Origin of the sequence: Azotobacter beijerinckii (assembly GCF_900110885.1) — a bacterium.
Taxonomy (GTDB): Bacteria; Pseudomonadota; Gammaproteobacteria; order Pseudomonadales; family Pseudomonadaceae; genus Azotobacter; species Azotobacter beijerinckii.
This window is the reverse complement of record NZ_FOFJ01000005.1, coordinates 7,894-34,488: the sequence shown is the minus strand read 5'-3', so window position 1 is coordinate 34,488 and position 26,595 is coordinate 7,894. Positions and strand designations below refer to the sequence as shown.

27 protein-coding genes, 2 pseudogenes and 1 riboswitch are annotated in these 26,595 nt (G+C 69.7%); of the genes and pseudogenes, 13 read left to right on the top strand and 16 right to left on the bottom strand.

Features of this window, described 5'->3' with window-relative positions; translation table 11 throughout:
- Window positions 1-8: 8 nt before the first annotated feature.
- The 5 genes from purH (at window position 9) to BMY22_RS03830 (ending at window position 7,782) form a co-directional block, all read left to right on the top strand.
- The gene (gene purH, locus BMY22_RS03850) at window positions 9-1,616 is read left to right on the top strand and encodes a bifunctional phosphoribosylaminoimidazolecarboxamide formyltransferase/IMP cyclohydrolase (RefSeq protein WP_090619718.1); all 1,608 of its coding nucleotides are present in this window, start codon (window positions 9-11) and stop codon (window positions 1,614-1,616) included.
- Between the two features lie 141 nt (window positions 1,617-1,757).
- On the top strand, window positions 1,758-3,038 hold the full coding sequence (gene purD / locus BMY22_RS03845; protein ID WP_090619716.1) for a phosphoribosylamine--glycine ligase: 1,281 nt from the start codon (window positions 1,758-1,760) through the stop codon (window positions 3,036-3,038).
- A 120-nt stretch (window positions 3,039-3,158) separates the two neighbouring features.
- Entirely contained in the window at window positions 3,159-5,966 is a 2,808-nt protein-coding gene (locus tag BMY22_RS03840) for a hybrid sensor histidine kinase/response regulator (RefSeq protein ID WP_090619714.1), read from the top strand.
- Between the two features lie 82 nt (window positions 5,967-6,048).
- The gene (locus tag BMY22_RS03835; protein WP_090619713.1) at window positions 6,049-7,311 is read left to right on the top strand and encodes an Hsp70 family protein; all 1,263 of its coding nucleotides are present in this window, start codon (window positions 6,049-6,051) and stop codon (window positions 7,309-7,311) included.
- 96 nt (window positions 7,312-7,407) lie between these two features.
- Entirely contained in the window at window positions 7,408-7,782 is a 375-nt protein-coding gene (locus BMY22_RS03830) for a hypothetical protein (protein ID WP_090619711.1), read from the top strand.
- On the opposite strand, the gene BMY22_RS03825 is transcribed toward BMY22_RS03830, so the two are convergent.
- The 13 genes from BMY22_RS03825 to nrdR all read right to left on the bottom strand — a co-directional run bounded on the left by BMY22_RS03825 (window position 7,779) and on the right by nrdR (window position 18,001).
- Window positions 7,779-8,663 carry a lipase family alpha/beta hydrolase gene (locus tag BMY22_RS03825; RefSeq protein ID WP_090619710.1) on the bottom strand — a complete coding sequence of 295 codons (885 nt, stop codon included), beginning with the start codon at window positions 8,661-8,663 and terminating at the stop codon, window positions 7,779-7,781. The two genes, BMY22_RS03830 and BMY22_RS03825, sit on opposite strands and share 4 nt — an antisense overlap.
- A 95-nt stretch (window positions 8,664-8,758) precedes the next feature.
- Window positions 8,759-9,556 carry a cobalamin-binding protein gene (locus BMY22_RS03820; RefSeq protein WP_090619708.1) on the bottom strand — a complete coding sequence of 266 codons (798 nt, stop codon included), beginning with the start codon at window positions 9,554-9,556 and terminating at the stop codon, window positions 8,759-8,761.
- Window positions 9,557-9,597: 41 nt separating this feature from the next.
- The gene (gene ribA, locus BMY22_RS03815; RefSeq protein WP_090619707.1) at window positions 9,598-10,224 is read right to left on the bottom strand and encodes a GTP cyclohydrolase II; all 627 of its coding nucleotides are present in this window, start codon (window positions 10,222-10,224) and stop codon (window positions 9,598-9,600) included.
- A 123-nt stretch (window positions 10,225-10,347) separates the two neighbouring features.
- Entirely contained in the window at window positions 10,348-11,001 is a 654-nt protein-coding gene (locus tag BMY22_RS03810; protein WP_090619705.1) for a retropepsin-like aspartic protease family protein, read from the bottom strand.
- Between the two features lie 18 nt (window positions 11,002-11,019).
- Entirely contained in the window at window positions 11,020-11,778 is a 759-nt protein-coding gene (locus BMY22_RS03805; protein WP_090619703.1) for a substrate-binding periplasmic protein, read from the bottom strand.
- Window positions 11,775-12,254, bottom strand: a complete 480-nt coding sequence (locus BMY22_RS03800) for a phosphatidylglycerophosphatase A family protein (protein ID WP_090619904.1) — start codon at window positions 12,252-12,254, stop codon at window positions 11,775-11,777. Before BMY22_RS03800 ends, BMY22_RS03805 begins: the two co-directional genes overlap by 4 nt.
- A 4-nt stretch (window positions 12,255-12,258) precedes the next feature.
- Window positions 12,259-13,224: a thiamine-phosphate kinase gene (thiL, locus tag BMY22_RS03795; protein WP_090619701.1), complete on the bottom strand. Its 966-nt coding sequence runs from the start codon at window positions 13,222-13,224 to the stop codon at window positions 12,259-12,261.
- An 8-nt stretch (window positions 13,225-13,232) separates the two neighbouring features.
- Window positions 13,233-13,721, bottom strand: a complete 489-nt coding sequence (nusB, locus tag BMY22_RS03790; RefSeq protein ID WP_090619700.1) for a transcription antitermination factor NusB — start codon at window positions 13,719-13,721, stop codon at window positions 13,233-13,235.
- Window positions 13,718-14,194: a 6,7-dimethyl-8-ribityllumazine synthase gene (gene ribH, locus BMY22_RS03785; protein ID WP_090619699.1), complete on the bottom strand. Its 477-nt coding sequence runs from the start codon at window positions 14,192-14,194 to the stop codon at window positions 13,718-13,720. Before ribH ends, nusB begins: the two co-directional genes overlap by 4 nt.
- A gap of 133 nt (window positions 14,195-14,327) precedes the next feature.
- Window positions 14,328-15,407, bottom strand: coding sequence for a bifunctional 3,4-dihydroxy-2-butanone-4-phosphate synthase/GTP cyclohydrolase II (gene ribBA / locus BMY22_RS03780; protein WP_090619697.1), 1,080 nt, complete (start codon window positions 15,405-15,407; stop codon window positions 14,328-14,330).
- Between the two features lie 15 nt (window positions 15,408-15,422).
- The gene (locus BMY22_RS03775) at window positions 15,423-16,082 is read right to left on the bottom strand and encodes a riboflavin synthase (protein WP_090619696.1); all 660 of its coding nucleotides are present in this window, start codon (window positions 16,080-16,082) and stop codon (window positions 15,423-15,425) included.
- 114 nt (window positions 16,083-16,196) lie between these two features.
- Window positions 16,197-16,351: riboswitch (FMN riboswitch) on the bottom strand.
- Between the two features lie 88 nt (window positions 16,352-16,439).
- Entirely contained in the window at window positions 16,440-17,522 is a 1,083-nt protein-coding gene (gene ribD / locus BMY22_RS03770; RefSeq protein ID WP_090619903.1) for a bifunctional diaminohydroxyphosphoribosylaminopyrimidine deaminase/5-amino-6-(5-phosphoribosylamino)uracil reductase RibD, read from the bottom strand.
- 14 nt (window positions 17,523-17,536) lie between these two features.
- Window positions 17,537-18,001 (bottom strand): transcriptional regulator NrdR, encoded by a 465-nt coding sequence (gene nrdR, locus BMY22_RS03765; RefSeq protein ID WP_039806057.1) that lies wholly within the window; start codon window positions 17,999-18,001, stop codon window positions 17,537-17,539.
- 112 nt (window positions 18,002-18,113) lie between these two features.
- On the opposite strand from nrdR, the gene BMY22_RS03760 reads away from it, so the two are divergent.
- From BMY22_RS03760 to trxA, 3 genes are all read left to right on the top strand, one after another.
- Window positions 18,114-18,548 (top strand): hypothetical protein, encoded by a 435-nt coding sequence (locus BMY22_RS03760; protein ID WP_090619694.1) that lies wholly within the window; start codon window positions 18,114-18,116, stop codon window positions 18,546-18,548.
- The gene (locus BMY22_RS03755; RefSeq protein ID WP_090619693.1) at window positions 18,545-19,204 is read left to right on the top strand and encodes a class I SAM-dependent methyltransferase; all 660 of its coding nucleotides are present in this window, start codon (window positions 18,545-18,547) and stop codon (window positions 19,202-19,204) included. The genes BMY22_RS03760 and BMY22_RS03755 overlap by 4 nt, the downstream gene beginning before the upstream one ends.
- Before the next feature lie 88 nt (window positions 19,205-19,292).
- Window positions 19,293-20,162 (top strand): thioredoxin, encoded by an 870-nt coding sequence (trxA, locus tag BMY22_RS03750; RefSeq protein ID WP_090619691.1) that lies wholly within the window; start codon window positions 19,293-19,295, stop codon window positions 20,160-20,162.
- A gap of 10 nt (window positions 20,163-20,172) precedes the next feature.
- On the opposite strand, the gene BMY22_RS03745 is transcribed toward trxA, so the two are convergent.
- Window positions 20,173-20,508, bottom strand: a complete 336-nt coding sequence (locus BMY22_RS03745) for a hypothetical protein (protein WP_090619690.1) — start codon at window positions 20,506-20,508, stop codon at window positions 20,173-20,175.
- 129 nt (window positions 20,509-20,637) lie between these two features.
- On the opposite strand from BMY22_RS03745, the gene BMY22_RS03740 reads away from it, so the two are divergent.
- From BMY22_RS03740 to BMY22_RS03725, 4 genes are read left to right on the top strand one after another with little or no spacing between them, the layout of a single operon-like run.
- Window positions 20,638-21,192 (top strand): DUF2796 domain-containing protein, encoded by a 555-nt coding sequence (locus BMY22_RS03740; protein WP_090619688.1) that lies wholly within the window; start codon window positions 20,638-20,640, stop codon window positions 21,190-21,192.
- A gap of 42 nt (window positions 21,193-21,234) precedes the next feature.
- Window positions 21,235-21,942: an ABC transporter ATP-binding protein gene (locus BMY22_RS03735; protein WP_090619686.1), complete on the top strand. Its 708-nt coding sequence runs from the start codon at window positions 21,235-21,237 to the stop codon at window positions 21,940-21,942.
- Window position 21,943: 1 nt separating this feature from the next.
- A complete protein-coding gene (locus BMY22_RS03730; RefSeq protein WP_090619685.1) occupies window positions 21,944-23,209 on the top strand; it encodes an ABC transporter permease in 1,266 nt (421 codons plus the stop codon).
- Between the two features lie 9 nt (window positions 23,210-23,218).
- Window positions 23,219-23,734: a DUF3299 domain-containing protein gene (locus tag BMY22_RS03725; protein ID WP_090619683.1), complete on the top strand. Its 516-nt coding sequence runs from the start codon at window positions 23,219-23,221 to the stop codon at window positions 23,732-23,734.
- A 262-nt stretch (window positions 23,735-23,996) separates the two neighbouring features.
- Here BMY22_RS03725 and BMY22_RS03720 read toward each other — a convergent pair.
- Window positions 23,997-25,064 (bottom strand): annotated as a pseudogene (locus tag BMY22_RS03720) (MotA/TolQ/ExbB proton channel family protein); the annotation flags it as partial.
- Window positions 25,064-25,499: pseudogene (locus BMY22_RS25305) on the bottom strand (DUF3450 domain-containing protein). The pseudogenes BMY22_RS25305 and BMY22_RS03720, both read right to left, overlap by 1 nt.
- Before the next feature lie 530 nt (window positions 25,500-26,029).
- On the opposite strand from BMY22_RS25305, the gene BMY22_RS25190 reads away from it, so the two are divergent.
- Complete coding sequence (locus tag BMY22_RS25190) at window positions 26,030-26,164, top strand: hypothetical protein (protein WP_279626340.1); 135 nt, start codon at window positions 26,030-26,032, stop codon at window positions 26,162-26,164.
- Window positions 26,165-26,595: the final 431 nt, after the last annotated feature.

Below are 26,595 nucleotides of genomic sequence, written 5' to 3'. Positions count from 1 at the left end.
AATCCGAGATGACCGACCAGACCACCCGCCTTCCCGTCCGCCGCGCGCTGATCAGCGTGTCCGACAAGACCGGCGTCGTCGACTTCGCCCGCGAACTCGCCGCCCTCGGCGTCGAGATCCTCTCCACCGGCGGCACCTTCAAGCTGCTGCGTGAAAACGGCGTGGCCGCCGTGGAAGTGGCCGACTACACCGGTTTTCCGGAAATGATGGACGGCCGGGTGAAGACCCTGCATCCGAAGATCCACGGCGGCATCCTCGGCCGGCGCGACCTCGACGGCGCGGTGATGGCCGAGCACGGCATCGCTCCGATCGACCTGGTCGCGGTCAACCTCTACCCGTTCGCCGCCACCGTGGCCAAGCCCGGCTGCACCCTGCCGGATGCCATCGAGAACATCGACATCGGCGGCCCGACCATGGTCCGCAGCGCGGCGAAGAACCACAAGGACGTCGCCATCGCGGTCAACGCCGGCGACTACGCCGGCATCGTCGACAGCCTCAAGGCCGGCGGCCTGACCTACGCCCAGCGCTTCGACCTGGCGCTGAAGGCCTTCGAGCACACCGCCGCCTACGACGGCATGATCGCCAACTACCTGGGCACCGTCGACCAGTCGGCCGAGACCCTGTCCACCGAAGGCCGCAGCGAGTTCCCGCGCACCTTCAACAGCCAGTTCGTCAAGGCCCAGGACATGCGCTACGGCGAGAACCCGCACCAGAACGCGGCCTTCTACGTCGAGGCCAACCCGCTTGAGGCCAGCATCGCCACCGCCAAGCAGTTGCAGGGCAAGGAACTCTCCTACAACAACGTGGCCGACACCGACGCCGCACTGGAGTGCGTGAAGAGCTTCGTCAAGCCGGCCTGCGTGATCGTCAAGCATGCCAACCCGTGCGGCGTGGCCGTGGTCCCGGAAACCGAGGGCGGCATCCGCAAGGCCTACGACCTGGCCTACGCCACCGATACCGAATCGGCCTTCGGCGGCATCATCGCCTTCAACCGCGAGCTGGACGGCGAGACCGCCAAGGCCATCGTCGAACGCCAGTTCGTCGAGGTGATCATCGCTCCGAGCGTGTCCGCCGAGGCCCGCGCGGTGGTCGCCGCCAAGGCCAACGTGCGCCTGCTCGAGTGCGGCCAGTGGCCCGCCGAGCGCAGCGCCGGCCTGGACTACAAGCGCGTCAACGGCGGCCTGCTGGTGCAGAGTCGCGACATCGGCATGATCGCCGCGGCCGACCTCAAGGTCGTCACTCAGCGCGCGCCGAACGAGCAGGAAATCCACGACCTGATCTTCGCCTGGAAAGTGGCCAAGTTCGTCAAGTCCAACGCCATCGTCTACGCCAAGAACCGCCAGACCGTCGGCGTCGGCGCCGGCCAGATGTCTCGCGTGAATTCGGCGCGGATCGCCGCGATCAAGGCCGAGCACGCGGGCCTCGCGGTCCAGGGCGCGGTGATGGCCTCGGACGCCTTCTTCCCGTTCCGCGACGGCATCGACAACGCGGCCAAAGCCGGCATCACCGCGGTGATCCAGCCGGGCGGCTCGATGCGCGACAACGAAGTGATCGCCGCGGCCGACGAAGCCGGCATGGCGATGGTATTCACCGGCATGCGCCACTTCCGCCACTGAGATCGACCGCACCGACCAATCATCCCCGCGCTCCGCGTGGGGATGCAGCCCGGGACGCTCCGCGTCCCATGCCGCGGACGCCGAGCGTCCACAGCAACGTTCCCACGCGGAGCGTGGGAACGATCACATGAGGCTTGAAACATGAACGTACTGATCATCGGCAGCGGCGGCCGCGAGCACGCCCTGGCCTGGAAGGTGGCGCAGGACCCGCGCGTCGAGAAGGTCTTCGTCGCCCCGGGCAACGCCGGCACCGCGCTGGAAGCCAAGTGCGAGAACGTCGCCATCGACGTGCTGGCCATCGAGCAACTGGCCGACTTCGCCGCCAACAACGTGCAGCTGACCATCGTCGGCCCGGAAGCGCCGCTGGTGAAAGGCGTGGTCGACCTGTTCCGCTCGCGCGACCTGGCGATCTTCGGCCCGACCGCCGCCGCCGCCCAGCTGGAAGGTTCCAAGGCCTTCACCAAGGACTTCCTGGCGCGCCAGAACATCCCCACCGCCGCCTACCGGAACTTCACCGACGTCGAGCCGGCGCTGGCCTACCTGCGCGAGCAGGGTGCGCCGATCGTGGTCAAGGCCGACGGCCTGGCCGCCGGCAAGGGCGTGATCGTCGCCATGACCCTCGCCGAAGCCGAGGACGCGGTGCGCGACATGCTCTCCGGCAACGCCTTCGGCGACGCCGGCGCGCGCGTGGTGATCGAGGAGTTTCTCGACGGCGAGGAAGCCTCCTTCATCGTCATGGTCGACGGCGCGAACGTGCTGCCGATGGCCACCAGCCAGGACCACAAGCGCGTCGGCGACGGCGACACCGGCCCGAACACCGGCGGCATGGGCGCCTACTCTCCCGCCCCGGTGGTCACCGCCGCGGTGCACCAGCGGGTGATGGACGAGGTGATCTGGCCGACCGTGCGCGGCATGGCCGCCGAGGGCAACGTCTACACCGGCTTCCTGTATGCCGGCCTGATGATCGACAAATCCGGCGCGCCCAGGGTCATCGAGTTCAACTGCCGCTTCGGCGACCCCGAGACCCAGCCGGTGATGCTGCGCCTGCAGTCCTCCCTGGTGCTGCTGGTCGAGGCCGCCCTGGCCAAGGCGCTGGACAAGATCGAGGCGCAGTGGGACCCGCGGCCGAGCCTGGGCGTGGTGCTGGCCGCCGGCGGCTACCCCGGCGACTATGCCAAGGGCGACGCCATCTCCGGCCTGGACGCCGCCGCGCAACTGCCGGGCAAGGTGTTCCACGCCGGCACCGCCGTCAAGGACGGCCAGGTGGTCACCGCCGGCGGTCGCGTGCTGTGCGCCACCGCCCTGGGCGAGAGCGTGTCCGAGGCCCAGCGGAACGCCTACGCCCTGGCCGCCGGAATCGACTGGAACGGCTGTTTCTACCGCAAGGACATCGGCTACCGCGCCATCGCCCGCGAGAGCTGAAAGCGGCACACGCCGCGGCATCGGGCAGGGAAGAGGCCATCGGATGATGGCCTTTTGCTTATTACCTTAGAGCGGGCGATTGGTTATAATTTGGCCACTCATTCTGGAAGGGACTTCGCCGTGCGCCGGCTTTGGAATGCCACAACGCTCATCGTCACGCTGCTGCTGGTCGTGCTCGCGACATTGCCGAGCTTGGCGGAGAGCCTGCTGCGTTCGGGCGAAACCGCCATGCCTGCCGCTTACTCCGGTCATGGAATGCCGCGGGGCGACTGGCGGCTTCTCCTCGACGAGTCGGCCAGCCTGACGCTGAAGGACGTCATCAAGCATCGCGACCGCTTCGTCCCGCTCGACCACCACTCCCTCACCCTGCCGGCCAACCAGGCCGCCTGGCTGCACGTGCCCATCGCCGCCCACGACGATCCCCACTGGATCTGGGTGTTCGCCCCACGGGTGGATCGGGTCGACTTCTTCCTGACCAACCGAGGCGTCCAGGAACGCGGGATCGAAACCGGGGCGATGCTCCCGGCCAACCTGTCCGCCCCCGACCAGGCCCACCTGTTCGCCCTGCCGGCGGACCAGATGCCGCGCGAGGTCTGGCTGCGACTGGCCCCCCGGCAGGCGGCACCGGCCTGGTTCGACTACATCGATACCGCCGGGCTGCTCGGCAAGAACAAGCTGGCCTACACGCTGGGCGCACTGCTCAGCGCCCTCGCCCTGGGGGTGCTCTACAACCTGATCCGCTTCGGCTACAACAAGGCGCTCTGCAATCTCTGGCTGGCGGCCATGCAGGGTTCGCTCCTGCTCAGTGCCGTCGCGCACTTCGGCCTGCTCGGCGCCTGGCTGCCACCGCTCGAGCGCTACCAGATACCGGCGGCGGACATCGCCGCCCTCGCCAGCTTCCTCTTCCTGCTGCTGTTCACCTGCAGCTTCTTCGACCAGGTGGAGCGCCCGCGCCTGTTCGACTGGCTGCTGCGCGGCGAGATCGCCGCGCTGGCCCTGGCCGTCGTGCTGGACGGCCCGTCTCCCCACGACGGGCTGCGCAGCGGACTGATCCTGATCGCCAGCCTGACCGCGACGGTCTGCGCGCTCTACCACTGGCTGCGCGGCTATCGTCCGGCGCGCCTGGTGCTGGTCGGGATGGTGCTCTTCCACCTGGGCTTCAGCGCCTATCTGTCGATGCTGCTCGACTTCGGCCAGTTCGGTCCCTGCTGGCAGGTCTTCGCGCTCTTCGCCTTCAGCGCCGCCAGCGGTCTGCTGCTCGGCTTCGCCCTCGCCGAGCGGCAGCGCAAGATCGAGCAGGACCGTGCGGCCCGGCGCACCAGCGAGGCGGCGAGCAGCGCGGAGCTGCGCGCCAAGAGCGAGTTCCTGGCCAAGCTCAGCCACGAGATCCGCACGCCGATGAACGGCGTCCTGGGCATGACCGAACTGCTGCTCGGCACGCCGCTGACCGCCAAGCAGTACGACTACGTGCAGACCATCAACAGCTCGGGCAACGAGCTGCTCAGCCTGATCAACGACATCCTCGACATCTCCCGCCTGGAGTCCGGGCAGATCGAACTGGACGACGTGCCGTTCGACCTCAACGGTCTGATCGAGGACTGCCTGGGCATCTTCCGCATCAAGGCGGAACGGCGCCGGGTCGAGTTGATCAGCTTTCTCCAGCCGCAGGTGCCGCGGGTGGTCAACGGCGATCCGACGCGCCTGCGCCAGGCCCTGCTGACCCTGATCGACAACGCCTTCCGGCAGACCGACGAAGGCGAGATCCTCCTCAAGGTGTCGCTGGAAACCGAGGGTTCGCAGCCGCGTCTGCACATCGCCGTGCAGGACACCGGCCAGCCGATGTCGGCGAGCCGCCGCGAGGCCTTGCTCAACAGCGAACTGCAGAGCCGCGACCTGCTCTCCGCCGCGCAGCTCGACGGCAGCCTGGGCCTGGTCATCGCCCGCCAGCTGGTCCTGTTGATGCAGGGGCGCTACGGCATCGACATCGGCCCCGACAAGGGCAGCACGATCTGGATGTCGCTGCCGCTCGACCCCGCCTGCCTGGAACGCCCGGTCGCCGACCTCGACGGCCAGCTGCAGGACGCCCGCCTGCTGGTGGTGGACGACAACGACACCTGTCGCAAGGTGCTGCTGCAGCAATGCGTGGCCTGGGGCCTGAAGGTCAGCGCGGTATCCTCCGGCAAGGAGGCCCTGGCCCTGCTGCGCACCAAGGCCCATCTGGGGGAATACTTCGACGCAGCGCTGCTCGACCAGAACATGCCCGGCATGAGCGGTCTGCAGCTGGCGCAGCGAATCAAGGAAGACCCCGGCCTGGACCACGACATCCTGCTGATCATGCTGACCGGTCTCAGCGATGCGCCGAGCCGGATCTACGCACGCAACGCCGGCATCACCTGCACCCTCGCCAAGCCGGTGGCCGGCTATACGCTGAAGACCACCCTCGCCGACGAACTCGCCAAGCGCCGCGCCGGCCATCCGCAGCCCGCCGTCCCGGGAGAGAACACCCCCCTGGAGGTGCCGAGCGACTTCCGCATTCTGGTCGCCGAGGACAACAGCATCTCCACCAAGGTGATCCGCGGCATGCTGCGCAAGCTCAACCTGCAGCCGGACACCGCCAGCAACGGCGAGGAAGCCCTGCAGGCGATGAAGACCCGGCAGTACGACCTGGTGCTGATGGACTGCGAGATGCCGATCCTCGACGGCTTCGCCGCCACCGAGCAGCTGCGCGCCTGGGAGATCCTCGAACATCGCCCGCACACGCCGATCGTCGCGCTTACTGCGCACATCCTCAGCGAGCACCGCGAGCACGCCCAGCGGGTCGGCATGGACGGCCACCTGGCCAAGCCGGTGGAACTGTCCCAGCTGCGCGCCCTGATCGAGCAATGGGTGGAACGCAAGGAACAGTACCGCCACGCGCTCCATCCCTGATCCGCACCGGCAGGCGGGCGGGTGCAGACCTCCGGCGAGGGCCTGATAGAATGCGCGCCCCTTTTTCGCCCGAGCCCGCGCCATGACCACCCTGCCCGCCCGCGCCTGCGGCATCGACTTCGGCACCTCCAACTCCACCGTCGGCTGGCTGCGCCCTGGCGCGGAGACGCTGATCCCCCTGGAGGACGGCCGGATCACCCTGCCCTCGGTACTCTTCTTCAACTTCGAGGAGCGCCGCCCGGTGTTCGGCCGCCAAGCCCTGCACGAATACCTGGAAGGCTACGAAGGCCGCCTGATGCGCTCGCTGAAGAGCCTGCTGGGCTCCAAGCTGCTGAAAAGCGAAACCACGGTGCTCGGCAGTGCGCTGCCGTTCAAGGAGATCCTCAAGCTGTTCCTCGGCGAGCTGAAGCGGCGCGCCGAGGCGGTGGCCGGGCGCCCCTTCGAGGAGGCGGTGCTGGGCCGCCCGGTGTTCTTCGTCGACGAGGACCCGCAGGCCGACCGGGAGGCCGCCGACACCCTGCTCGGGGTGGCGAAGGGCCTCGGCCTGAAGGAGGTTTCCTTCCAGTACGAGCCGATCGCCGCGGCCTTCGACTACGAGTCGGTCATCGCCCGCGAGGAGCTAGTGCTGATCGTCGACATCGGCGGCGGCACCTCGGACTTCTCCCTGGTACGCTTGGCGCCCGAACGCCGCGCCCTCGCCGAGCGGCAGGACGACATCCTCGCCACCGGCGGCGTGCACATCGGCGGCACCGACTTCGACCGCCAACTCAGCCTGCAGGGGGTGATGCCGCTGTTCGGCTACGGCAGCCGGATGAAGAGCGACGCGCCGATGCCGACCAGCGTGCACCTCAACCTGGCCACCTGGCACACCATCAACGCCGTCTACGCCCAGGCCTCGCAGCGGGCGCTGGCGAGCATGCGCTACGACATCCTCGACCCCACCGGCATCGACCGGCTGTTCAAACTGATCGAACAGCGCGCCGGGCACTGGCTGGCGATGCAGGTGGAGGACGGCAAGATCGCCCTCGGCGACAGCGAACGCTACCGCATCGATCTGGCGCGCATCGAGGCGCAGCTGGCCGCCGAACTCGACCGTGCGCTCTTCGAGCGGGCCATCGACCCGTTGCTGGAGCGGGTCCGCGCCAGTCTCGAAAGCCTCCTGGCCGGTGCCGGAGTGGCGCGGGAGCGGATCGACACGCTGTTCTTCACCGGCGGCTCCAGCGGCGTGCCGGCACTGCGCGAAAGCGTCGCCGCGCTGCTGCCGGGAGCCCGGCTGGTGGAAGGCGACCGCTTCGGCAGCATCGGCAGCGGCCTGGCCATCGAGGCGCGGCGGCGCTACGGCTGAGAGGCGCCGAGAGCGGCGCAGCGGCGCATCCCACCGGCCGAAGGATTCTGGCCTATGGTTTTGGGATCACCGACGCCTCGCCCCGGGATCCCCATCATGCTCAAGAAACGCTGCCTGCCACTTTCCTGCCTCGTGCTGCTGCTCGGTGCCTCCGTGCTGCTCGGCGCCTCCGCGCGGCTGACTAACCCGGACTGGGACGCCTACGACACGGGAGAGAGATTGACCATCGAGGCGCCGCTGAAACGGATTCACTATCGCAGCGCCCAGACCGAGGTCCGGGTCAACTACCAAGGCAAGGAGTGGAAGGTGATCCTGGGCGCCTCCTCGCTCCTGCTGTCGCGCGGCGTCATCAAGAACGACCTGCGCCCGGGAAGGCCGGTGATCCTGGTCGGCTCGCCGCGCAAGGACGGCAGCGCGGAGATGCGCGCCGAGCGCCTCATCCTCGACGGACGCACCCTGGAGCTGCACTAAAGCCCGGCCTCGGCCAGTCGCGCCAGGTGTTCGAGGTACACCCCGAGCGGATCGGCCGCCCCCTCTCGGCGTCCCTCGCAGCGATTGATGACGTCCAGATGGTCGAAGGGATAGTCGGAGCGGATCACCTTGCCCAGGTGCGAGCTGAAGCGTCCGACCAGGCCGTCGTTCTGTCCGGCCTCGCGGACGAAGCAGCGGGCCAGCTGCCGGCACAGGACATGCCCGGGGTCCAGGTCCAGCACGGCATCGTCGCGGGTCTGCAGGGTGCCGCCCCAGGAGTAGTAGCGCACCCCGTCGACTTCCTCGGCGCCCTCGCCGCCCCAGCGCACGGGCAGCCCCTGCGGGTAGCGGGCGTTGAAGCCGGCCATGCCTTCGCTGGTCAGCGCCAGCAGCGAGGCCGGCCCGTCGAGGGGCAGGCAGAGTCCCGGCTCGGCGCATTCGAGCCGCTCCATCAGCCGCGCCAGCCCTTCGATGCCCCGCGCCAGCAGGCGCTCGCGCCGACCGCTGGGCGGCAGCCGGCCGCGCAGCCGGTCGGCCACCTCGGAGCCGTGATTGGGCGTGGCCACGGTGGTCACCGAGGCCACCCAGTCCGGGCGCCGCGCCGCCGCATAGCGGGCGCTCAGCCCGCCCTGGCTGTGGCCGAGCAGATTGACCCGGGGCGCCCCGCTGGCGTCGCGGATCGCGGCAATGCGTTCGAGCAGTTGGGCGCCCAGCGCCTCGTTGTCGTGCACGCCGGAGAGCCGCACCGGATAGACCGCCACCCCCCGCCGGCGCAGCGCCACATCGATGCCGTTCCAGTAGGAATGGCCGGGCAGGCGCACGAAGCCGAGCAGGCCGTGGACCAGCACGATCGGATAGCGGGTTTCGAGAAGCATGCCCATGACCTCCCTGCGCGCTCCTTCCACATCGGAATGGGACAACGATAGCGCCGCCGCCCGCCCGAATGCATCCGCTTCGCCTGCCCGCCGCGGGCCGATCAGGGCCGGGCCTGGCGCAGCAGCTCGCAGAGCGTGCGGGTGGCCGCCAGCATCTGCAGGCTGGGCCGTTCGAGGCCGCGGTCGGGTACTGCCCAGACCTGCCCGCGGCGCACCGCCCCCAGCTGCGGCCAGGCCTGCCAGGCGGCGAGCTGGTCCGGCTCACTGACCAGGATCACCTCGGGATCGCGCGCCAGCACCGCCTCCAGGGAGAGCTGCGGCGCCGGCAGGTCGAGGTCGGCGAAGACGTTCACCGCACCGCAGACCTGCAGGGCGTCGCTGATGATCTGCACACCGCCGATGCTGTACAGCGGCCGGTCCCAGACCTGGTAGAAGACCCGCAGCGGCACCTCGCGACGGTAATGGCGGCGCAGCTCGGCGAGTTGCCCCCGCAGCTGCGCCGCCAGCTGCCGGCCCCGTTCGGCGCGCCCCACCTGCGCGCCGAGCGCCTCGAGCTGCCCGGCGATATCCTCCAAGCGCCGCGGCTGCGCCTCGAAAACGGGGATGCCGAAACCGCGCAACTGTTCGCGCTGCGCCGCGCCGAGGCTGTCCGGCCAGAGCAGGATCAGGTCCGGGCGCAGGGCGAGCAGGCCCTCCATTTCCAGCCGCCCCCAGCGCCCCAGCGAAGGCAGGCCGGCCAGCGCCGCCGGCCGTTCGCCGCCGTCGAGCACGCCGACCAGGCGGTCGCCGGCATCCAGTTCGAGCATCAGTTCGGTGAGCGACGGCGCCAGGCTGACCACCCGCTCGGCGGCCATCAGCGGCAGGGCGAAGCAGAGCAGGCCGGCGAGCCACGGGCGCATCGCGCGGAACGGGCGCGGCCGGGAACGCAGAGAGACCGGCCTCAGCCCTCGGACTCCGCCTCCACCTCGCCCTGGTGCAGGCTGCCGAGCAGATGGCCGAGCTTGCCGGCCTTGGTCTGCAGGTACTTCTGGTTGTGCGGGTTGAGTCCGGTCTGCAGCGGCACCCGCTCGGCCACCCGGATGCCGGAGCCTTCCAGCGCCTTGACCTTGCGCGGGTTGTTGGTCATCAGCTTGATCGCCGAGATGCCCAAATGCTCCAGCATCGGCTTGCAGATCCCATAGTCGCGCTGGTCGGCGCGAAAGCCCAGGCGCTCGTTGGCCTCGACGGTATCGGCCCCGGCATCCTGCAGCTTGTAGGCGCGGATCTTGTTCAGCAGGCCGATGCCGCGCCCTTCCTGGCGCAGGTAGAGCAGTACGCCGCGGCCCTCGGCGGCAATGGCGCGCAGCGCCGCCTCCAGCTGGAAGCCGCAGTCGCAGCGCAGGCTGAACAGCGCGTCGCCGGTCAGGCATTCGGAATGCAGGCGGCCGAGCACCGGCGCTCCGTCGTCCACCTTGCCCAGGGTGAGCGCCACATGCTCCTTGCCGGTGGCCTCGTCGAGAAAGCCATGCATGGTGAAGACGCCGAACGGCGTGGGCAGCTTGGATGCGGCGGCGAAGACGACGGACACCGGAGGGACTCCTGAAAGATTCGGCGAACGGCCATTGTAACAGCCGTGTCGCCCGGCGGCGCAGCCCGAATTGCCGATCATCGACCGGAAGCCTCGCGCCGAAGGGCGAACCGGGGCGCGCCGCTAGAGCTTCGACTCCAGCATCAGCAGCCCCTGCTCCTCCCGCCAACGCACGCGGTTGAGAAAGCTCATACCGAGCAGGGCGGTGCTCGGCGAGTCGCCCTGCAGGACCACCGCCTCGACGCCGAGCACCTCGAGCGCGCCGACCTTGACCCGCTCCAGCTTGACCTGCCAGCCCTGGGTCGTGCCGTTGGCGGTGCTCACCCGCACCGGCCGCCCGCCGCCGCGATAGTCGATGCCCAGACGCCGGGCCTGGCTTTCGCTGAGCGCCACGGTGGTGGCCCCGGTGTCGACCAGGAACTGCACCGGCTGGCCGCCGATGGCGCCGGCGACCCAGTAGTGGCCGCCCTCGCCGCGGGCGACGCCGAGGCGCGCCTTGCCCGGCGGCGCGAAACCGTCGCCCTCGCCGTATTCACGGGTCAGCTCGTAGCGGCGCTCCACGCCGTCGACCTGCAGCAGCGCGCCGCGGCTGTCGGCGGCGATCAGCCGCACGCCGCCCGGCCCCTCTTGGCCGACCTTGAGCAGCTGGCGCCGACCGTCCAGGTTGACCACCGCGGCGCCGGGGAACAAGCCCACCACCCGCACCTGAGGCGCGGCCGCCAAGCTGGCGGCAACGGCCAGCGGCAGGCCGGCGACGAACCAACGAAAGCGCAGCATCCCTGCCTCCAGGAAGTATCAGTCGAAAGGATAAGGCTGTTGCCAGCGCTCGAAGATCGGCCGCAGCTCGCCGGAGCGCACCAGCTCGCCCATGCGCCGGTCGTACAGCGCGGCCAGCTCGCGCCCGCGGGGCGTGTCGGCGAAGCCAGGGTACAGCGGCAACAAGGTCAGGTCGGTGATGCGGTAAGCGTCGGGAGCTTCTGCCCAGGCGAGAACGCTCTCGAGTTCCGCCCGGGCGGCGATCAGGTAGTCGGCATGGCCGAGCCGGAGCATCGCCAGCGCGCCGTTGTAGCGCTGGATTTCCTGGTAGCGCTGCAACCGCGGCAGGTACTTATCGAAGGCGTAGCCGCGTATCCAGGCCAGGCGGAAATTGCCCAGGTCCTGCAGGGTCGGTACCGGTGCCCGGGCCAGGCCGAGCGCCGCGATCACCTCGGCGGCGTAGTGCCACTTGGGAAACAGGGCTCCCGCGGTCTCCTCCGGATAGGCGCCGACCCAGGCATCGGCATCACCGCGGGCGACCAGACCGACCGCGCGGGTATAGGGCACGGTGTCGGTGCGCACCTGCAGCCCGGCCGGCTCGAAGACCAGGCGCAGGATCTCCCAGACCAGGCCGCGGGCATCGGCACCGGTATGGTTCTTGCGCTCGACGCCGACCAGCAGGATCTCCCGCGGCAGGCTCGCCCCGGCCAGCAGCGCCCCCGGTAGCTCCTCCCCCGCCCCGGCGGCCGCGACGCCCAGGCAGCAGCACAGCAACACGCTCGCCCAGACCCGCTTCATAGCCAGGCCAGACCCCAGACGAGCAGTTGCATCGCCAGCCAGGCGAAGACCCCGGCCAGCACGTCGTCCAGCATGATGCCGACACCGCCGTGCACGTGACGGTCGATCCAGTGGATCGGCCAGGGCTTGAGGATGTCCATCAGGCGGAACATCGCGAACCCCAGCAGCAGCCACTGCCAGCCTTCCGGGACCAGCCAGAGGGTGATCCACATACCGACCATCTCGTCCCAGACGATGCCTTCGTGGTCGTGCACCTTGAGATCGGCGGCAACCCTGCCGCAGAGCCAGAAGCCGAACAGCATGGTCAGCCCGAGCAGCAGCCAGTAGCCCCAGTCCGGCAGCATCTGCCAGAGCGGCACGAAGGGCAGCGCGACCAGCGAACCCCAGGTACCGGGGGCCTTCGGCAGGGTTCCGGAGCCGAAGCCGAAGGCCAGGAAGTGCCAGGGATTGCGCCACACCGAGGGCGGCACGCGCACGGATTCAGTCACGCGGACTCCCGAAATGTTGATAGCCGCCGGGCGGCGCTTCGAGCACTCGTCCGGCCTCGTCCAGCAGGCGCACCCCCGAGCCGGCCTCGACCCGACCGATCACCCGCAACGGCCACTCGGCCTGCAGGGCGGCGAGGAAGCGCGGCGGCAGGGTGAAGGCCAGCACGTAGTCGTCGCCGCCGCCGAGGGCACAGGCCAGTGCGGCCTCCTCGTCGAGCAGGCTGCGCAGCGGCGCCGACAGCGGCACCCGGCGGCGCTCGATGCACAGGGCCACGCCGGATGCCGCGGCGATATGCCCGCAGTCGGCGAGCAGGCCGTCGGAAACGTCCAGCGCCGCACTGGCCCGACCGCGCAGCGCCAGCCCCAGGGATAGCTGCGGCCGCGGCGACCAGTAGCGCGCCAGCAACGGGCCGGCGATCTCGTCGGGCGCCTGGCGCCGGCCGAGCACCAGCGACAGCGCGCCGGCGGCATCGCCGAGCGGGCCGCCGACGCAGAGCAGGTCGCCGGGACGCGCGCCGTTCCGACGCAGCGCCAGACCGCCCGGCACCCGGCCGAACACGGTGAGGGTGATGCACAGGGGACCACGGGTGGTATCGCCGCCGATCAGCGCCAAGCCGCACTCGCGCGCCTTGTGGTCGAGGCCGCGGGCGAAGGCCGCCAGCCAGGCCGGATCGGCCGCCGGCAAGGTCAGGGCGAGGGTGAAGCCGAGGGGCGTGGCGCCCATCGCCGCCAGGTCGCTGGCGGCCGCGGCCAGGGCGCGCTGGCCGAGCAGAAAGGGATCGCAGGGATCGGGGAAGTGCACCCCGGCGACCATGGTATCGGTGGAAATCGCCAACTGCTCGTCGGCGGGAAGCTCCAGCAGGGCGCAGTCGTCGCCGATGCCGAGAGCCACGCCGGGCGCCGCCTGCGCACAGGCGGCGGCGGCGAAGTAGCGGCGGATCAGCTCGAACTCGCCCATCGGCGCGCTCAGCGCCTGCCGCCGCGGGCTTCGGCCGCGCGCAGGCGCGGCGCCAGCTTGTCCAGCACGCCGTTGACGAACTTGTGTCCGTCGGTGGCGCCGAACACCTTGGCCAGCTCGATGCCCTCGTTGATCACCACCCGGTAGGGTACGTCGGGACGGCTGCGCAGCTCGTAGGTGGACAGCCGCAGGATGGCCAGTTCCACCGGGTCGACCTCCGCCAGCGGGCGATCGAGCAGCGGCGCAAAGGCCTCGTCGATCTCGGTCTTCTGCCGCGGCACGCCGTGCAGGATTTCGTGGAAGTAGGCACCGTCGACCGTGCTGAAATCGTTGTCGGCGCGAAACTGCGCCTCGATCTCGTTGAGCGGCTGACCGGCCACGTGCCACTGGTAGAGCGCCTGCATGGCCAGGACGCGCGCCTGCCGGCGCGCCGCTATCTTGCCCTTGGCCGGCTTGGCGCCCTGCCCGCTCTGGCCGTCGTCGCGATTCGCGCTCACTTGGCCTCCAGGGCCGCCATCAGGCTGACCATTTCCAGGGCGGACAGGGCCGCTTCGGCGCCCTTGTTGCCGGCCTTGGTACCCGAGCGTTCGATGGCCTGCTCGATGGAGTCGACGGTGAGCACGCCGAAGGCGACCGGCACGCCGAACTGCAGGGACACCTGAGCCAGGCCCTTGGTGCACTCGCCGGCGACGTATTCGAAGTGCGGGGTACCGCCGCGGATCACCGCGCCGAGGGCGATGATGGCGTCGAATTCGCCGCGCTGGGCGACCTTCTGGGCCACCAGCGGGATCTCGAAGGCGCCGGGGACACGGACGATGGTCAGCTCGCTCTGCTCGACGCCGTGGCGCACCAGGGTATCGATGGCGCCCTGCACCAGGCTTTCCACGACGAAACTGTTGAAGCGGCCGACCACCAGGGCGTAGCGGCCCTTGGTGGCGGTGAAGGTACCTTCGATGGTCTTCAGGGTCATTGGCGAATCTCGTCTCGTTAAAGAACCGGAGCGCCCTCGGCGGCTCCGCAAACCAATCGGTCCCGACCTCCCGGACGGCACCGCCCGCCCCTGCCGGCAAGGGCATGGGAGTGGAGGGCGGTTCCGGCGGGGATCATTCGGCGGGCAGGTATTCTACAACCTCCAGGTCGAACCCGGATATCGCGTTGAACTTCATCGGCGCGCTCATCAGGCGCATCTTGCGCACGCCGAGATCGCGCAGGATCTGCGAACCGGCACCGACGGTGCTGTAGGTGCTCGGCGACTTGGGCGTCCCCTCGCGCAGCAGGGTCAACACCTCGTTGGCCTCCAGCGGATGGCCGAGCAGCAGCACCACGCCGCGGCCGGCGCGGGCCACCTCGGCCATCGCCGCGCGCAGGCTCCAGCGACCCGGCTGGCGGACCATCAGCAGGTCGCGCAGCGGGTCCATGTTGTGCACCCGCACCAAGGTCGGCTCGTCGGCGTGAATCTCGCCCATGATCAGCGCCATGTGCACGTCGCCTTCCACCGCGTCACGGTAGCTCACCAGGTGGAAGCGGCCCAGTTCGCTGTCCAGCTCCTGCTCGGCGATGCGCTGGATGGTGCGCTCGTGGATCAGCCGGTAGTGGATCAGGTCGGCGATGGTGCCGATCTTGATGCCGTGCTGCTCGGCGAAGGCCTCCAGCTCGGGACGACGGGCCATGCTGCCGTCGTCGTTCATGATCTCGCAGATCACCCCGGAAGGCTCGAAGCCGGCCATCCGCGCCAGGTCGCAGGCCGCCTCGGTGTGTCCGGCACGGGACAGCACGCCGCCCGACTGGGCCATCAGCGGGAAGATGTGCCCGGGGCTGACGATGTCGTCGGCCTTGGCATGCTTCGCCGCGGCGACCTGCACGGTGCGCGCCCGGTCGGCGGCGGAAATTCCGGTGGTGACGCCCTCGGCCGCCTCGATGGAGACGGTGAACTTGGTGCCGAAGCCGGAGCCGTTGCGCGGCGCCATCAGCGGCAGCTTGAGGGTTTCGCAGCGCTCGCGGCTCATCGGCATGCAGATCAGCCCGCGGGCGTGCTTGGCCATGAAATTGATGTGCTCGGCCTGCACGCATTCGGCGGCCATGATCAGGTCGCCCTCGTTCTCGCGGTCCTCGTCATCCATGAGGATGACCATCTTGCCCTGGCGTATGTCTTCGATCAGTTCGTCAATGCTGTTGAGAGCCATCTGGCCACTCCTCGATTACTTCAGGTAGCCGTGCTCGGCCAGAAAGCTGGTGGTGAGGCCGGAGGCGCTGGGCTCGGCGGCCTTGTCGCCGAGCATCAGCCGCTCCAGGTAGCGCGCCAGGAGGTCGACCTCCAGGTTCACCTGCCGGCCCGGCCGGTAGTCGACCATGATGGTCTCGCCCAGGGTGTGCGGCACGATGGTCAGCTCGAACTCGGCGCCGTTCACCCCGTTGACCGTCAGGCTGGTGCCGTCGACGGTGATCGAGCCCTTGAGGGCGATGTAGCGCGCCAGCTCGCGCGGCGCACGGATGCGGAACTGCACGGCGCGGGCGTTCTCCTCGCGGGAGATCACCTCGCCGACGCCGTCGACGTGCCCGCTGACCAGGTGGCCGCCGAGGCGACTGGTGGGGGTCAGGGCCTTTTCCAGGTTGACCCGGCTGCCCGCCTTGAGGTCGATGAAGGCGCTACGCGCCAGGGTCTCGCGGCTGACGTCGGCCCAGAAGCCGTCGCCGGGCAGCTCCACCGCGGTCAGGCAAATGCCGTTCACCGCGATGCTGTCGCCGAGCTTGACGTCGCCGAGATCGAGCTTGCCGGTCTGGACGTAGACGCGCACGTCGCCGCCCTTGGGGGTGAGGGCGCGGACGGTGCCGATGGCCTCGATTATGCCGGTGAACATGCAGTCCCTCCGGCACGCTGTTGCAGATGATGGTGCATGGAACGATCTCCTGTTTCGGAAAAACAGGGCATGCAGATCGAAAGGGATCGCGCGCGCGGATTGCGCGTGGCGGAACATCCCGCTCTCTCATCCGGACTCTGACCGTCGGCTCCGGAATCGCACCGGATCTGCTGACCTTGCGCGGGATCGCCCCGTGGCAAGCGCTCGCGGGCTGGACGCTGCGCGTCATCACCGCCGGTGGGGAATTCCACCCCGCCCTGAGAACGTCGGGCCCTGCGGCCCGGAGGCGCTTTTTACCACAAGGCGCGCGCCGCCGGCCACCGGCGTCTGGCTCTCTGGGCGAGGATGAGGCGCCGTCTAGGCGGGCACCGCGACGATCTGCCAGTCCTCGCCCACCGCGCGGATGTCGCGGATCTTCAGCGCGCGCGCCTCGGCCATGCGCTCCAAGGGCAGCTCCAGAAGCGGCCGGGCGGTCGAGCCGAGGAACTTGGGCGCGACGAAAATCCGGTACTCGTCGACCAGCCCCAGCCGGGCGAAGGCCCCGGCCAGGCGCGGGCCGGCCTCCACCAGCACCTCGTTGGCGCCGCGCGCGGCCAGCTCGGCGAGCAGCGCCGGCAGGTCGACCCGGTCGGCCTCGCCCGGCAAGGCCAGCAGCTCGTGGCCGGCCGCGCGGTAGGCGGCTTCGCGCTCGGCCGCGCAGCTCGCCACCAGCGCCGGCCCGGCCTGGAAGAAGGGCGCGTCCAGCGGCACCCGCAGGCCTCCGTCGACCAGCACGCGCAGCGGCGGGCGCTGCAGCGCCAGGGCGGCCTGCTCGGGCGCCAGCCCCAGCTCCTCGCCGCGCACGGTGAGCCGGGCGCCGTCGGCGAGCACGGTGTCGGCGCCGGTCAGCACCACGCTGGAGCGGGCGCGCAGGCGCTGCACCGCGGCGCGCGCCGGCGCCCCGGTGATCCACTGGCTCTCGCCGCTGGCCATCGCCGTGCGGCCGTCCAGGCTCATCGCCAGCTTGACCCGCACCAGCGGAAGGCCGCGCTCCATGCGCTTGACGAAACCGGCGTTGAGTTCGCGCGCCTCGGCCTCCAGCACGCCGACCTCGACCTCGATGCCGGCCTGGCGCAAACGCGCCAGACCGCGCCCGGACACCTGCGGATTGGGGTCCTGCATGGCCGCCACCACCCGGCCGACCCCGGCCGCGACCAGCGCCTCGGCGCAGGGCGGCGTGCGCCCGTGATGGCTGCAGGGCTCCAGGGTGACGTAGGCGGTGGCGCCGCGCGCCCGCTCGCCGGCCTGGCGCAGGGCATGGACCTCGGCGTGCGACTCGCCGGCGCGCACGTGCCAGCCCTCGCCGACCACCGTGCCTTCGGCGACGACCACGCAGCCGACCCGCGGATTGGGGTGGGTGGAATACAGTCCCCGGCGCGCCAGTTCCAGGGCGCGGGCCATATAGAGAGGGTGGTTCATGGCTTGGATGGCTCGCGGGAGAGGCGTTCGATTTCCTCGCGGAACTCGTTGAGGTCCTGGAAGCGCCGGTAGACCGAGGCGAAGCGGATATAGGCGACCTCGTCGAGCTTGCGCAGCTCGGCCATCACCAGCTCGCCGAGCACCCGCGACTTGATCTCCCGCTCGCCGGTGGCGCGCAGCTCGTGCTTGATCCGGCCGATCGCCGCCTCCAGGCGCTCGACGCTCACCGGACGCTTCTCCAGCGCCCGCTGCATGCCGGCGCGCAGCTTGTCCTCGTCGAACGGCTGGCGGCTGCCGTCCTGCTTGATCAGCCGGGGCATCACCAGTTCGGCGGTCTCGAAGGTGGTGAAGCGCTCGCCGCAGGCCTGGCATTCGCGACGGCGGCGCACCTGATCGCCCTCGGCGACCAGCCGCGAGTCGATGACCTTGGTGTCGTGGGCGCTGCAGAAGGGACAATGCATGGGCGAGGGCTGTCGCAGAACGGGAGTCCATGGTAGCGCATCCCGCCCCCAAGACAAGCCGCGGGCTTTGCGCTATACAGACGCCCAGCCACCCCCTCGCCAAGGAGCCCCCATGTCGCCGCGCCCTTTCGCCCTCCTCGGCCTGAGCCTCCTGCTCGCCGCCTGTTCCAATCACCCCGAGCCGTCCCCGCCGTCGCCCTCGGCAGCGCCCGCCGCCACGCACGAAGCGCTGCCGGCCGACCAGCGCGAGCTGCGCGGCAGCCTGCTCGGCGCCCCGGCGGACAGCGAGGTGGAGTTGGCGGTGCTGCTGGTCGATGCGCGCGGCACGCCGCGCGAGGAGCTTGGCAGCACCCGCCTGCAGGGCAACGGCCAGACGCTGCCGTTCAGCCTGCGCTTTCACCCGCAGCCCTTCGCCGCCGGCACGCGGATCGAGCTGCGCGGCCGGGCCAGCCAGTCCGGCCGGCTGATCCTGCGCCTGCCGCCGCGTACCCTTTCCGTCGTCGACAGCCAGGCGCTGGGCGCCCTGCAACTGGTCCCCGCGCCGTGAACGCGCCGTTCGAGCTGCAGGCGGCGCTGGACGAGCTGCTCGGCGATGCCCGACTGGTCGCCCAGGCGCTGCCGGGCAGCGACCTGCGCCTCTGGCTGGTCGATCTGGCGAACATGGCACGCGCCTTCAGCCCGTCGGAAACCCGGCGCATCCTCGCGGAACCGCCCTACTGGAGCTTCTGCTGGGCCAGCGGCCTGGCGCTCGCCCGCTGGCTGGCCGAACACCCGGCGTGGATACGCGGCCGGCGCGTGCTGGACTTCGGCGCCGGCAGCGGCGTCGCGGCAATCGCTGCGGCCCGCCTGGGCGCCGCCGAAGTGGTGGCCTGCGATCTCGACCTGCTGGCGCTCGCCGCCTGCCGGGCGAACGCCGCGCTGAACGGGGTGGAGCTAGGCTATTCGACGGACTTCTTCGCCGAGGCCGACCGCTTCGAGCTGATCCTGGTCGCCGACGTGCTCTACGACCGCGCCAACCTGCCGCTGCTCGATGCGTTCCTCGCCCGCGGCCGCGAGGCCCTGGTGGCGGACTCGCGGGTGCGCGACTTCGCCCATCCGCGCTACCGGCGCCTGGCCACCCTCGACGCCTGCACCTGGCCGGACCTGGCCGAGCCGGCGGAGTTTCGCCGGGTCAGTCTGTACCACGCCCGGCGCGGCGCCTGAGCGGGCGCCCCGCCCGCCCCTTGCTTCCCCCGCTGCGCGCCCCCACTTACCATGCTGGCCTCCGTTCCAGCCCATTCCGAGAGTTCCGATGAGCGAAACCCCCTACATCTTCGACGTCACCGACGCCAGCTTCGAGCAACTGGTCCTCGAAAACTCCTTTCACAAGCCGGTGCTGGTGGACTTCTGGGCCGAATGGTGCGCGCCCTGCAAGGCACTGATGCCGCTCTTGGCGAAGATCGCCGAGAGCTACCAGGGCGAACTGCTGCTGGCCAAGGTCAACAGCGACGTCGAGCAGCAGACCGTGATGCGCATGGGCATCCGCAGCCTGCCCACCGTGGTGCTGTTCAAGGACGGTCAGCCTATCGACGGTTTCGCCGGCGCCCAGCCGGAATCGGCGATCCGCGCGATGCTCGAACCCCACGTGCAGCCGCCCGCCCCCGCCGCGGGCGACCCGCTGGAAAACGCCCAGGCGCTGTTCGCCGCCGGGCAGTTCGGCGAGGCGGAGAGCCTGCTCGTGGCGCTGCTCGGCGAAGACAACGAAAACGCCGCCGCGCTGATCCTCTATGCCCGCTGCCTGGCCGAACGCGGCGAACTGGGCGAGGCCGAGGCGGTGCTCGCGGCGGTGAAGGGCGACGAACACAAGCAGGCCCTGGCCGGCGCCCGGGCCCAGCTGACCTTCCTGCGCCAGGCCGCCGACCTGCCGGAGGTCGCCGCGCTGAAGAGCCGTCTGGCCCAGGACGGCGGCGACGACGAGGCCGCCCATCAGTTGGCGATCCAGCAACTGGCGCGCCAGCAGTACGAGGCGGCACTGGACGGCCTGCTCCGGCTGTTCGTGCGCAACCGCAGCTACGCCGACGGCCTGCCGCACAAGACCCTGCTGCAGGTCTTCGACCTGCTCGGCAGCGATCACCCGCTGGTCGCCACCTACCGCCGCAAGCTCTACCAGGCCCTCTACTGAGGCGTGAGCATCATTCCGCCCAGTGGTAGATCGGCGCGTCCGGGCCGTTCTCGACCCGGACCTGCGCGCAGTGGCGCAGCCGCACCAGCAGGCGCTTGCCGGCCTCGGCGCTGCCGGCCAGCGCCTGCAACTGGTTGAGCAGCGCGGGGCCGTCCATCTGCCCGGCGCTGCGCAGCAGCTGCTGGGCGGTCTGCCAGAGCCGGTCGACCGGCTCCGTCGCCGGGGCCGCGGGCGCGCCGGGGTTGCCGGCAGCCAGCCGGGCGCCGAGGCGCGCCCAGTCCTCGTCGTCCAGTTCCAGACTCAGGTCTACCGGCCAGTCGCCGATGTGTCCGCGTATTCTCAGCATGGGCACAGCTCCTCGCGATGAAGGCCGCCATGCTCCCACGCCGCCTGCGCTCCGCCAAGCGCGACCCGCAGCTGGCGAGGCCCGGGCAAACTCGTTATAACATAACGTGAATCCGGCCCGGAGACCGCCATGCCCCGCTCGCTGCTTGCCCTGTCCCTCCTCCTGCTGACCGCCGGCCTTGCCCGGGCCGAGGAGCCCCATCGCCATTCCGAACACGCCCACGGGGAAGCCCTCGCCGCCCACGAGCACGGCAGCGCCCAGCTCAACCTGGCGCTGGACGGGGAGATCCTCGAAATCGAATTCGCCAGCCCGGCGATGAACCTGGTCGGCTTCGAACATGCCGCCCGCAGCGACGCCGAGCAGGCCAGGGTAGCCGAGGTCCGCGCCCGGCTGGAGCAGCCGCTCGACCTGTTCGGCGTACCGTCCGCCGCCCGCTGCCGGGTGCAGGAGCACAGCCTGCACGGCGCACTGCTCGATCCGGACGAAGTCGCCGGACACGAGCACAGCGCCATCGAGGCCCGCTACCGCCTGCAGTGCAGCGCCGCAGACGCGCTGGAGGGCTTGAATCTCGCCGCACTGTTCGGCACATTCCCGGCCACCCGGAAGATCCAGGTCCAACTGATCGGCCCCCACGGGCAGCAAGGCCTGGAACTCGGCCCCGAACGCACCGCCCTGGAATTCTGAGGCCTGCGGCCGACGACCCAATCGAGTACCTCGACCGACACCATGAGCGCCCCCCTGATCGAACTGTCCAACCTCGGTTTCGCCTGGCCGGGCCAGCCCGAGCTGCTGGACATTCCCGAGTTTCACCTGCGGCGCGGCGAGACCCTGTTCCTCAAGGGCCCCTCCGGCAGCGGCAAGACCACCCTGCTCGGCCTGCTCGGCGGCGTGCAGCAGCCCGCCCGCGGGCACATCCGCCTGCTCGGTACCGAACTCGGCGCGCTCTCCGCGGCGGCCCGCGACCACTTCCGGGTCGACCATACCGGCTACATCTTCCAGCAATTCAACCTGCTGCCGTTCCTGTCGGTACGCGCCAACGTCGAGCTGCCCTGCCATTTCTCGAAGCTGCGCACCGCACGAGCCCGCCAGCGCCATGGCAGCGTCGCCCGGGCGGTGGCCGGCCTGCTGGAACACCTCGGCCTGGACGAGTCCCTGCTGGAACGCCGCGCCGCGGAACTCTCGATCGGCCAGCAGCAGCGGGTCGCCGCCGCCCGCGCGCTGATCGGCCAGCCGGAGCTGGTGATCGCCGACGAGCCCACTTCGGCACTGGACACCGACGCTCGCCAGGCCTTTCTCGACCTGCTCTTCGCCGAGTGCCGCGAAGCCTCGGCCAGCCTGCTGTTCGTCAGCCACGACCAGAGCCTGGCGGGATTGTTCGAGCGCAACCTGTCGCTGCTCGAACTGAACCGCGCCGCCCGCCCCCGGGAGATCTGACATGCACCTGCTGCGCCTGGCCCTGGCCAGCCTGACCAACCGCCGCTTCACCGCCCTGCTCACAGTGTTCGCCATCGCCCTCTCGGTCTGCCTACTGCTCGCCGTCGAGCGGGTGCGCACCGAGGCCCGCGCCAGCTTCGCCAGCACCCTGAGCGGCACCGACCTGATCGTCGGCGCCCGCTCCGGTCCGGTGAACCTGCTGCTCTACTCGGTGTTCCGCATCGGCAACGCCACCAACAACATCCGCTGGGAGAGTTTCCGGCACTTCGCCGAGCACCCGCGGGTGAAATGGGCGATCCCGCTGTCGCTGGGCGATTCGCACCGCGGCTACCGGGTGCTCGGCACCACGCCGGCCTACTTCGAGCACTACCACTACGGCCGCCAGCAGCCACTGGAATTGAAAGAAGGCCGCGCCTTCGCCGCGGACCCGTTCGAGGTGGTGCTCGGCGCCGAGGTGGCCGAAGCGCTGCACTACCGACCGGGCGACGAGATCGTCCTGGCCCACGGCGTGGCGAAGATCAGCCTGACCCGCCACGACGACAAGCCGTTCCGCGTGGTCGGCATCCTCGGCCGCACCGGCACGCCGGTGGACCGCACCCTGCACATCGACCTGGCCGGGATGGAGGCGCTGCACGTCGACTGGCGAGGCGGCGTGCCGGCCCAGGGCAGCGCGCGGATCGACGCCGAACGGGCGCGCCGGCTGGACCTGCAGCCCAAGGCGATCACCGCCTTCCTGCTCGGTCTCGACAGCAAGATCGCCACCTTCGCCGTGCAGCGGGAAATCAACGACTACCTGGGCGAGCCGCTGCTGGCGATCCTCCCCGGGGTCGCCCTGCAGGAGCTGTGGAGCCTGATGGGCACGGCGGAGCAGGCGCTGTTCGTGATCTCGCTGTGCGTCGTGCTGACCGGGCTGATCGGCATGCTCACGGCGATCCTCGCCAGCCTCAACGAGCGCCGCCGGGAGATGGCGATCCTCCGCTCGCTGGGCGCGCGGCCCTGGCACATCGCCGGACTGCTGGTGCTGGAGGCCTTCGCGCTGGCCCTGGCCGGCATCTTGCTCGGCCTGGCCCTGCTCTATCTCGGTATCCTGCTGGCCCAGGGACCGCTGCAGGCGGCCTACGGTTTGTATCTGCCGTTCGCTGCGCCGAGCGCCTACGAATGGCTGCTGCTCGGCGCCATTCTGCTCGCCGCCCTGCCGCTGGGCGGCGTGCCGGCCTGGCGCGCCTATCGCCAGTCGTTGTCCGACGGCCTGTCCATTCGTCTGTGAGGAGTCCCGATGCGACGCATTCTGATTGCCCTGCTGCTCGCCCTCGTCCCGCCGCTGTGGGCGGCCGAACCCCGCGACCTGGCCTGGACCGAGATGATCCCGACGGGGACGCCGGCCACTCCGGAACCGCAGGCGCCGATGCACGACCCAGGCCAGGGCAGCGCGCTGTCGGACGAGTCCGACCCGCCCGCGGCGCAGATGTCGCCGGCGGCGCCGGTGGTCGAGGCGCTGAACGGCCAGCTGGTCCGCCTGCCCGGCTACCTGGTGCCGCTGGAGACTGCCAGCGACGGGCGCGTCCGCGAATTCCTGCTGGTGCCCTACTTCGGCGCCTGCATCCATGTGCCACCGCCGCCGTCGAACCAGATCGTGCATGTGCGCAACGAGCCGGGCGTACAGCTCGAGGTGCTGTACCAGCCGTATTGGGTGGAAGGCAAACTACAGGTCGAACATACCAGCAGCGAGCTGGCCGAGGCGGGTTACCGGATGGCTACCAGCAAGGTCTATCCGTACCAGCTGGACCAATAATCGCCGCCTGTCCCAACGGCCTTCGAAGGGGCCGGAAACCGCAACGCTCAGTTCACCGTGGCCGGATGTCGTTCGCGCTCGAACGCCAGTTCGCCCTCCGCCCACTCGCGCCAGGGGCCTACCTGGCTACGGCCCGCGCCGGCCTGCTCGGCGCGCGTCAGCGCCTCCAGGGCGAGATTCCAGTGCGCCTGCTCCAGCTGGGCCGGGCTCAGCCAGTGCAGGGGATTGCCGGAGCGGTACTGCCCGCTCCGCCCTCGGCGCCGCCGGCGGCCATGCCGCGCAGGTTGCCGGCCCCGCTCAGGGCCAGCACATCGAACACCGCGATCATGCCGCCGACGGTACCGAGCAGGCCGAGCAGTGGGGCTACCGTACTGATCAGCTTGACCAGGCCCAGGCCGCGCTCCAGCGGTGGGGTTTCCTGGAGGATCACCTCGCCCAGCTTGAGTTCCAGGGTTTCCAGGTCGGCCAACTGCGGCTGCGGCCCGAGCACGCCGCCGAGATAGAATATCCGCCAGGCGGCGAGGCATAGACCGAATACGCCGAGGGCGACGATCACCCAGCCGACCAGTCCGCCCTGCTGCAGGCGGGTCCAGAAATCCGGCTCGCGTTGCAGCTGGGCCAGCAGGGTGCCGCGCGAGGGATCGACAGGCAGCTCGGCGAGCGCCTCGCCGCTCTCCAGATAGCTCGTCACCTGGCCGCGTCCCGAGGGCTGGTTGGCCGCCGCCAGCAGTTCGCCGGCTTCGGCGTCGTAGCGCAGGAAGCCCGCCTCGCCGAAGCTGGAAAAGGTGCCGACGCGCAGCACCGGCAGCTCCAGCCGCTCGACCCGGCCGCTGGAGGCGAGGTCTTCGAGCAGGGTCATCCAGTAGCCGTCGAGATCCTCGCTGGACGGCAGGACCCTGCTTTCCGCCAGCGCCTTGAGGCGCGCCAGACGCTCTGGGGTACTGCGCGTTGAGCAGGCTGTCCTGCCACTGCCCGACGATATCCCCGGCACTCTGGCGAACCACGGCAAACAGCTCGCCGAAGTCGCCGACGTGCAGGGTCAGCTGTTTTTTTCCTGCTCGGCCAGTTGGGCCGCCTGACGGTCGAATTCGGCCTTCAGGCGCTCGGCCTCGGCCTTCTGCGCATTCAGCTCGGTCCGGGCGGCGGCGAGCAGACTGGCTGGCTCGCTGTGCTTGGCAAGGAAGGCCTTTTCTCGCTCGGCCATGGCACCGACCTCGGCGGCGCGTTCGCTGCGGATATGCTCGAGCAGTTGATCGGGACTCAGGACGTCCGCCGCCGGGGCGAGGGTCGGCAACAGGCTCAGGAAAAAGGCGGCCGCGAAACGACGCATCATTGCTTGGCCTCCCGGGTCAGGGTCTTGACGGGCAGCCGCAGGTAGGCGGGAGCCTGTTGCTGCCGGGCGATGGCGATGGCCTGGGCCAGGGGACGTCGGGCGCTGTCGTCAAGCACCTCCCAGCGGCGCGCCTGGGCTCCACCAGCCGCTCTCGTGGCCGTCGAGGGTCTGGTAATAAAGCATCACCCGGCCCAGACGGAAAAATTCGACGCTGCGCAGGCCGCCCTCTGCCTGCAGTTCGCCGCGCCACGCCTCAAGGGTACGACCATAGTCGCTCTCGATCTGGCGGGCCTCGAGGGTCCGCCGGTATTTCTCCGCCAGGGAGACATCCGGCTGCGGCCGCAGCTCCTGCAACTGCGCCAGACGGTCGCCACACTCCTCCGGCAGGAACGGCAGGTCGGCCGCGACGAACTCGCCGAGCACCTCGACCATACGCTGCATCTGCGGCGCCACGGCCTGCCGGGTACGCTCGATATCGTCCAGCTGCTACCGATAACCGGCCAGTTCCTTGCTCTGGGCGACGGTCATTTCGCGCATCTGGGTGTTGTAGCCCCTCAAGGCCTCGGCCTGCCGGATGGCCGCGCGGTATTGCCCGACCGGTATCGTCCAACGCTTCGATGCGCTCTTGCGAGGCCTTTGCCTCCTCGGCCAGGCGTTGGCTTTCCTCCAGCGACGCCGCCGACAGCGGCAGACTGAGCAGCAGTGAGACAGCCGCCAGCAAACGGTGGGGATAAGCGTTCATACGGGGCACCCTCGGCAAGGCACATTCCCAAAGAGAAAAGCATCTTCTGCAGAGGAACCACCCGCAGCCACCGGTGGCAAGGCTTGTCGGGGCTCGGGCCAAGGCCTCCGGCCCGATCTGCGACAACCCGCCTCGGCACCCGCGCCCTCTGGACGAAGGACAGTGTTTTGAGAATGGCTTCACAATTCACTCCCCGCACAAGAACACGAAAGAGCTTTTATTGCGCCAGATCAAGATGAAAGCGACCGAGCAAACTATCATCGCCCATCTGTCCGGAAACCATTATCCAGGTTTCGCCGAACGACTCGCGCAGTACCAGCCGTCGAATCCCACCTCCGCTCTTTCTTCCGCTTGATTGTCGACACACTTCGACGATGACAAGCCTCCTGAAAGTTTTTCGAGCCTCCCTGCAAGCCAAACTTTCCTGCCCGCCAAAAAGTTATCCAGCCAACAACTCGACACCAGATCGCCTTCCACCAGAAACAGCGACTTTATTACCTCCCATCCGGATCGAACAAGATCCCGGAGTTTTATTGAGACAAATCAAGGCCGGACTGTCGGGAGTTATTAATATCAACTCCAACACGTAAATACTTCTTCGGGAGTTCGCCATGGCCAAGTTCAAATCCCTCTTCGCCCTTTCCTTGGTCGGCATGGCCCTGGCAGCCCCCTACGCCACTGCACACGAGCGCGGCGACATCATCATGCGGGCCGGCCTGGTTACCGTCGACCCCCACGAAGAGAGCGAAGACATCCGCCTCCACGGTACCGGCAAGCTGCCCGGCA

Coding starts and splice junctions, on each gene's coding strand:
- purH (WP_090619718.1), top strand. CDS start 9: ATGACCGACCAGACCACCCGCCTTCCCGTCCGCCGCGCGCTGATCAGC.
- purD (WP_090619716.1), top strand. CDS start 1,758: ATGAACGTACTGATCATCGGCAGCGGCGGCCGCGAGCACGCCCTGGCC.
- BMY22_RS03835 (WP_090619713.1), top strand. CDS start 6,049: ATGACCACCCTGCCCGCCCGCGCCTGCGGCATCGACTTCGGCACCTCC.
- BMY22_RS03830 (WP_090619711.1), top strand. CDS start 7,408: ATGCTCAAGAAACGCTGCCTGCCACTTTCCTGCCTCGTGCTGCTGCTC.
- BMY22_RS03825 (WP_090619710.1), bottom strand. CDS start 8,663: ATGGGCATGCTTCTCGAAACCCGCTATCCGATCGTGCTGGTCCACGGC.
- BMY22_RS03820 (WP_090619708.1), bottom strand. CDS start 9,556: ATGCGCCCGTGGCTCGCCGGCCTGCTCTGCTTCGCCCTGCCGCTGATG.
- BMY22_RS03810 (WP_090619705.1), bottom strand. CDS start 11,001: ATGCTGCGCTTTCGTTGGTTCGTCGCCGGCCTGCCGCTGGCCGTTGCC.
- BMY22_RS03805 (WP_090619703.1), bottom strand. CDS start 11,778: ATGAAGCGGGTCTGGGCGAGCGTGTTGCTGTGCTGCTGCCTGGGCGTC.
- thiL (WP_090619701.1), bottom strand. CDS start 13,224: ATGGGCGAGTTCGAGCTGATCCGCCGCTACTTCGCCGCCGCCGCCTGT.
- ribH (WP_090619699.1), bottom strand. CDS start 14,194: ATGACCCTGAAGACCATCGAAGGTACCTTCACCGCCACCAAGGGCCGC.
- ribBA (WP_090619697.1), bottom strand. CDS start 15,407: ATGGCTCTCAACAGCATTGACGAACTGATCGAAGACATACGCCAGGGC.
- BMY22_RS03775 (WP_090619696.1), bottom strand. CDS start 16,082: ATGTTCACCGGCATAATCGAGGCCATCGGCACCGTCCGCGCCCTCACC.
- ribD (WP_090619903.1), bottom strand. CDS start 17,522: ATGGCCCGCGCCCTGGAACTGGCGCGCCGGGGACTGTATTCCACCCAC.
- nrdR (WP_039806057.1), bottom strand. CDS start 18,001: ATGCATTGTCCCTTCTGCAGCGCCCACGACACCAAGGTCATCGACTCG.
- BMY22_RS03760 (WP_090619694.1), top strand. CDS start 18,114: ATGTCGCCGCGCCCTTTCGCCCTCCTCGGCCTGAGCCTCCTGCTCGCC.
- trxA (WP_090619691.1), top strand. CDS start 19,293: ATGAGCGAAACCCCCTACATCTTCGACGTCACCGACGCCAGCTTCGAG.
- BMY22_RS03745 (WP_090619690.1), bottom strand. CDS start 20,508: ATGCTGAGAATACGCGGACACATCGGCGACTGGCCGGTAGACCTGAGT.
- BMY22_RS03740 (WP_090619688.1), top strand. CDS start 20,638: ATGCCCCGCTCGCTGCTTGCCCTGTCCCTCCTCCTGCTGACCGCCGGC.
- BMY22_RS03735 (WP_090619686.1), top strand. CDS start 21,235: ATGAGCGCCCCCCTGATCGAACTGTCCAACCTCGGTTTCGCCTGGCCG.
- BMY22_RS03730 (WP_090619685.1), top strand. CDS start 21,944: ATGCACCTGCTGCGCCTGGCCCTGGCCAGCCTGACCAACCGCCGCTTC.
- BMY22_RS03725 (WP_090619683.1), top strand. CDS start 23,219: ATGCGACGCATTCTGATTGCCCTGCTGCTCGCCCTCGTCCCGCCGCTG.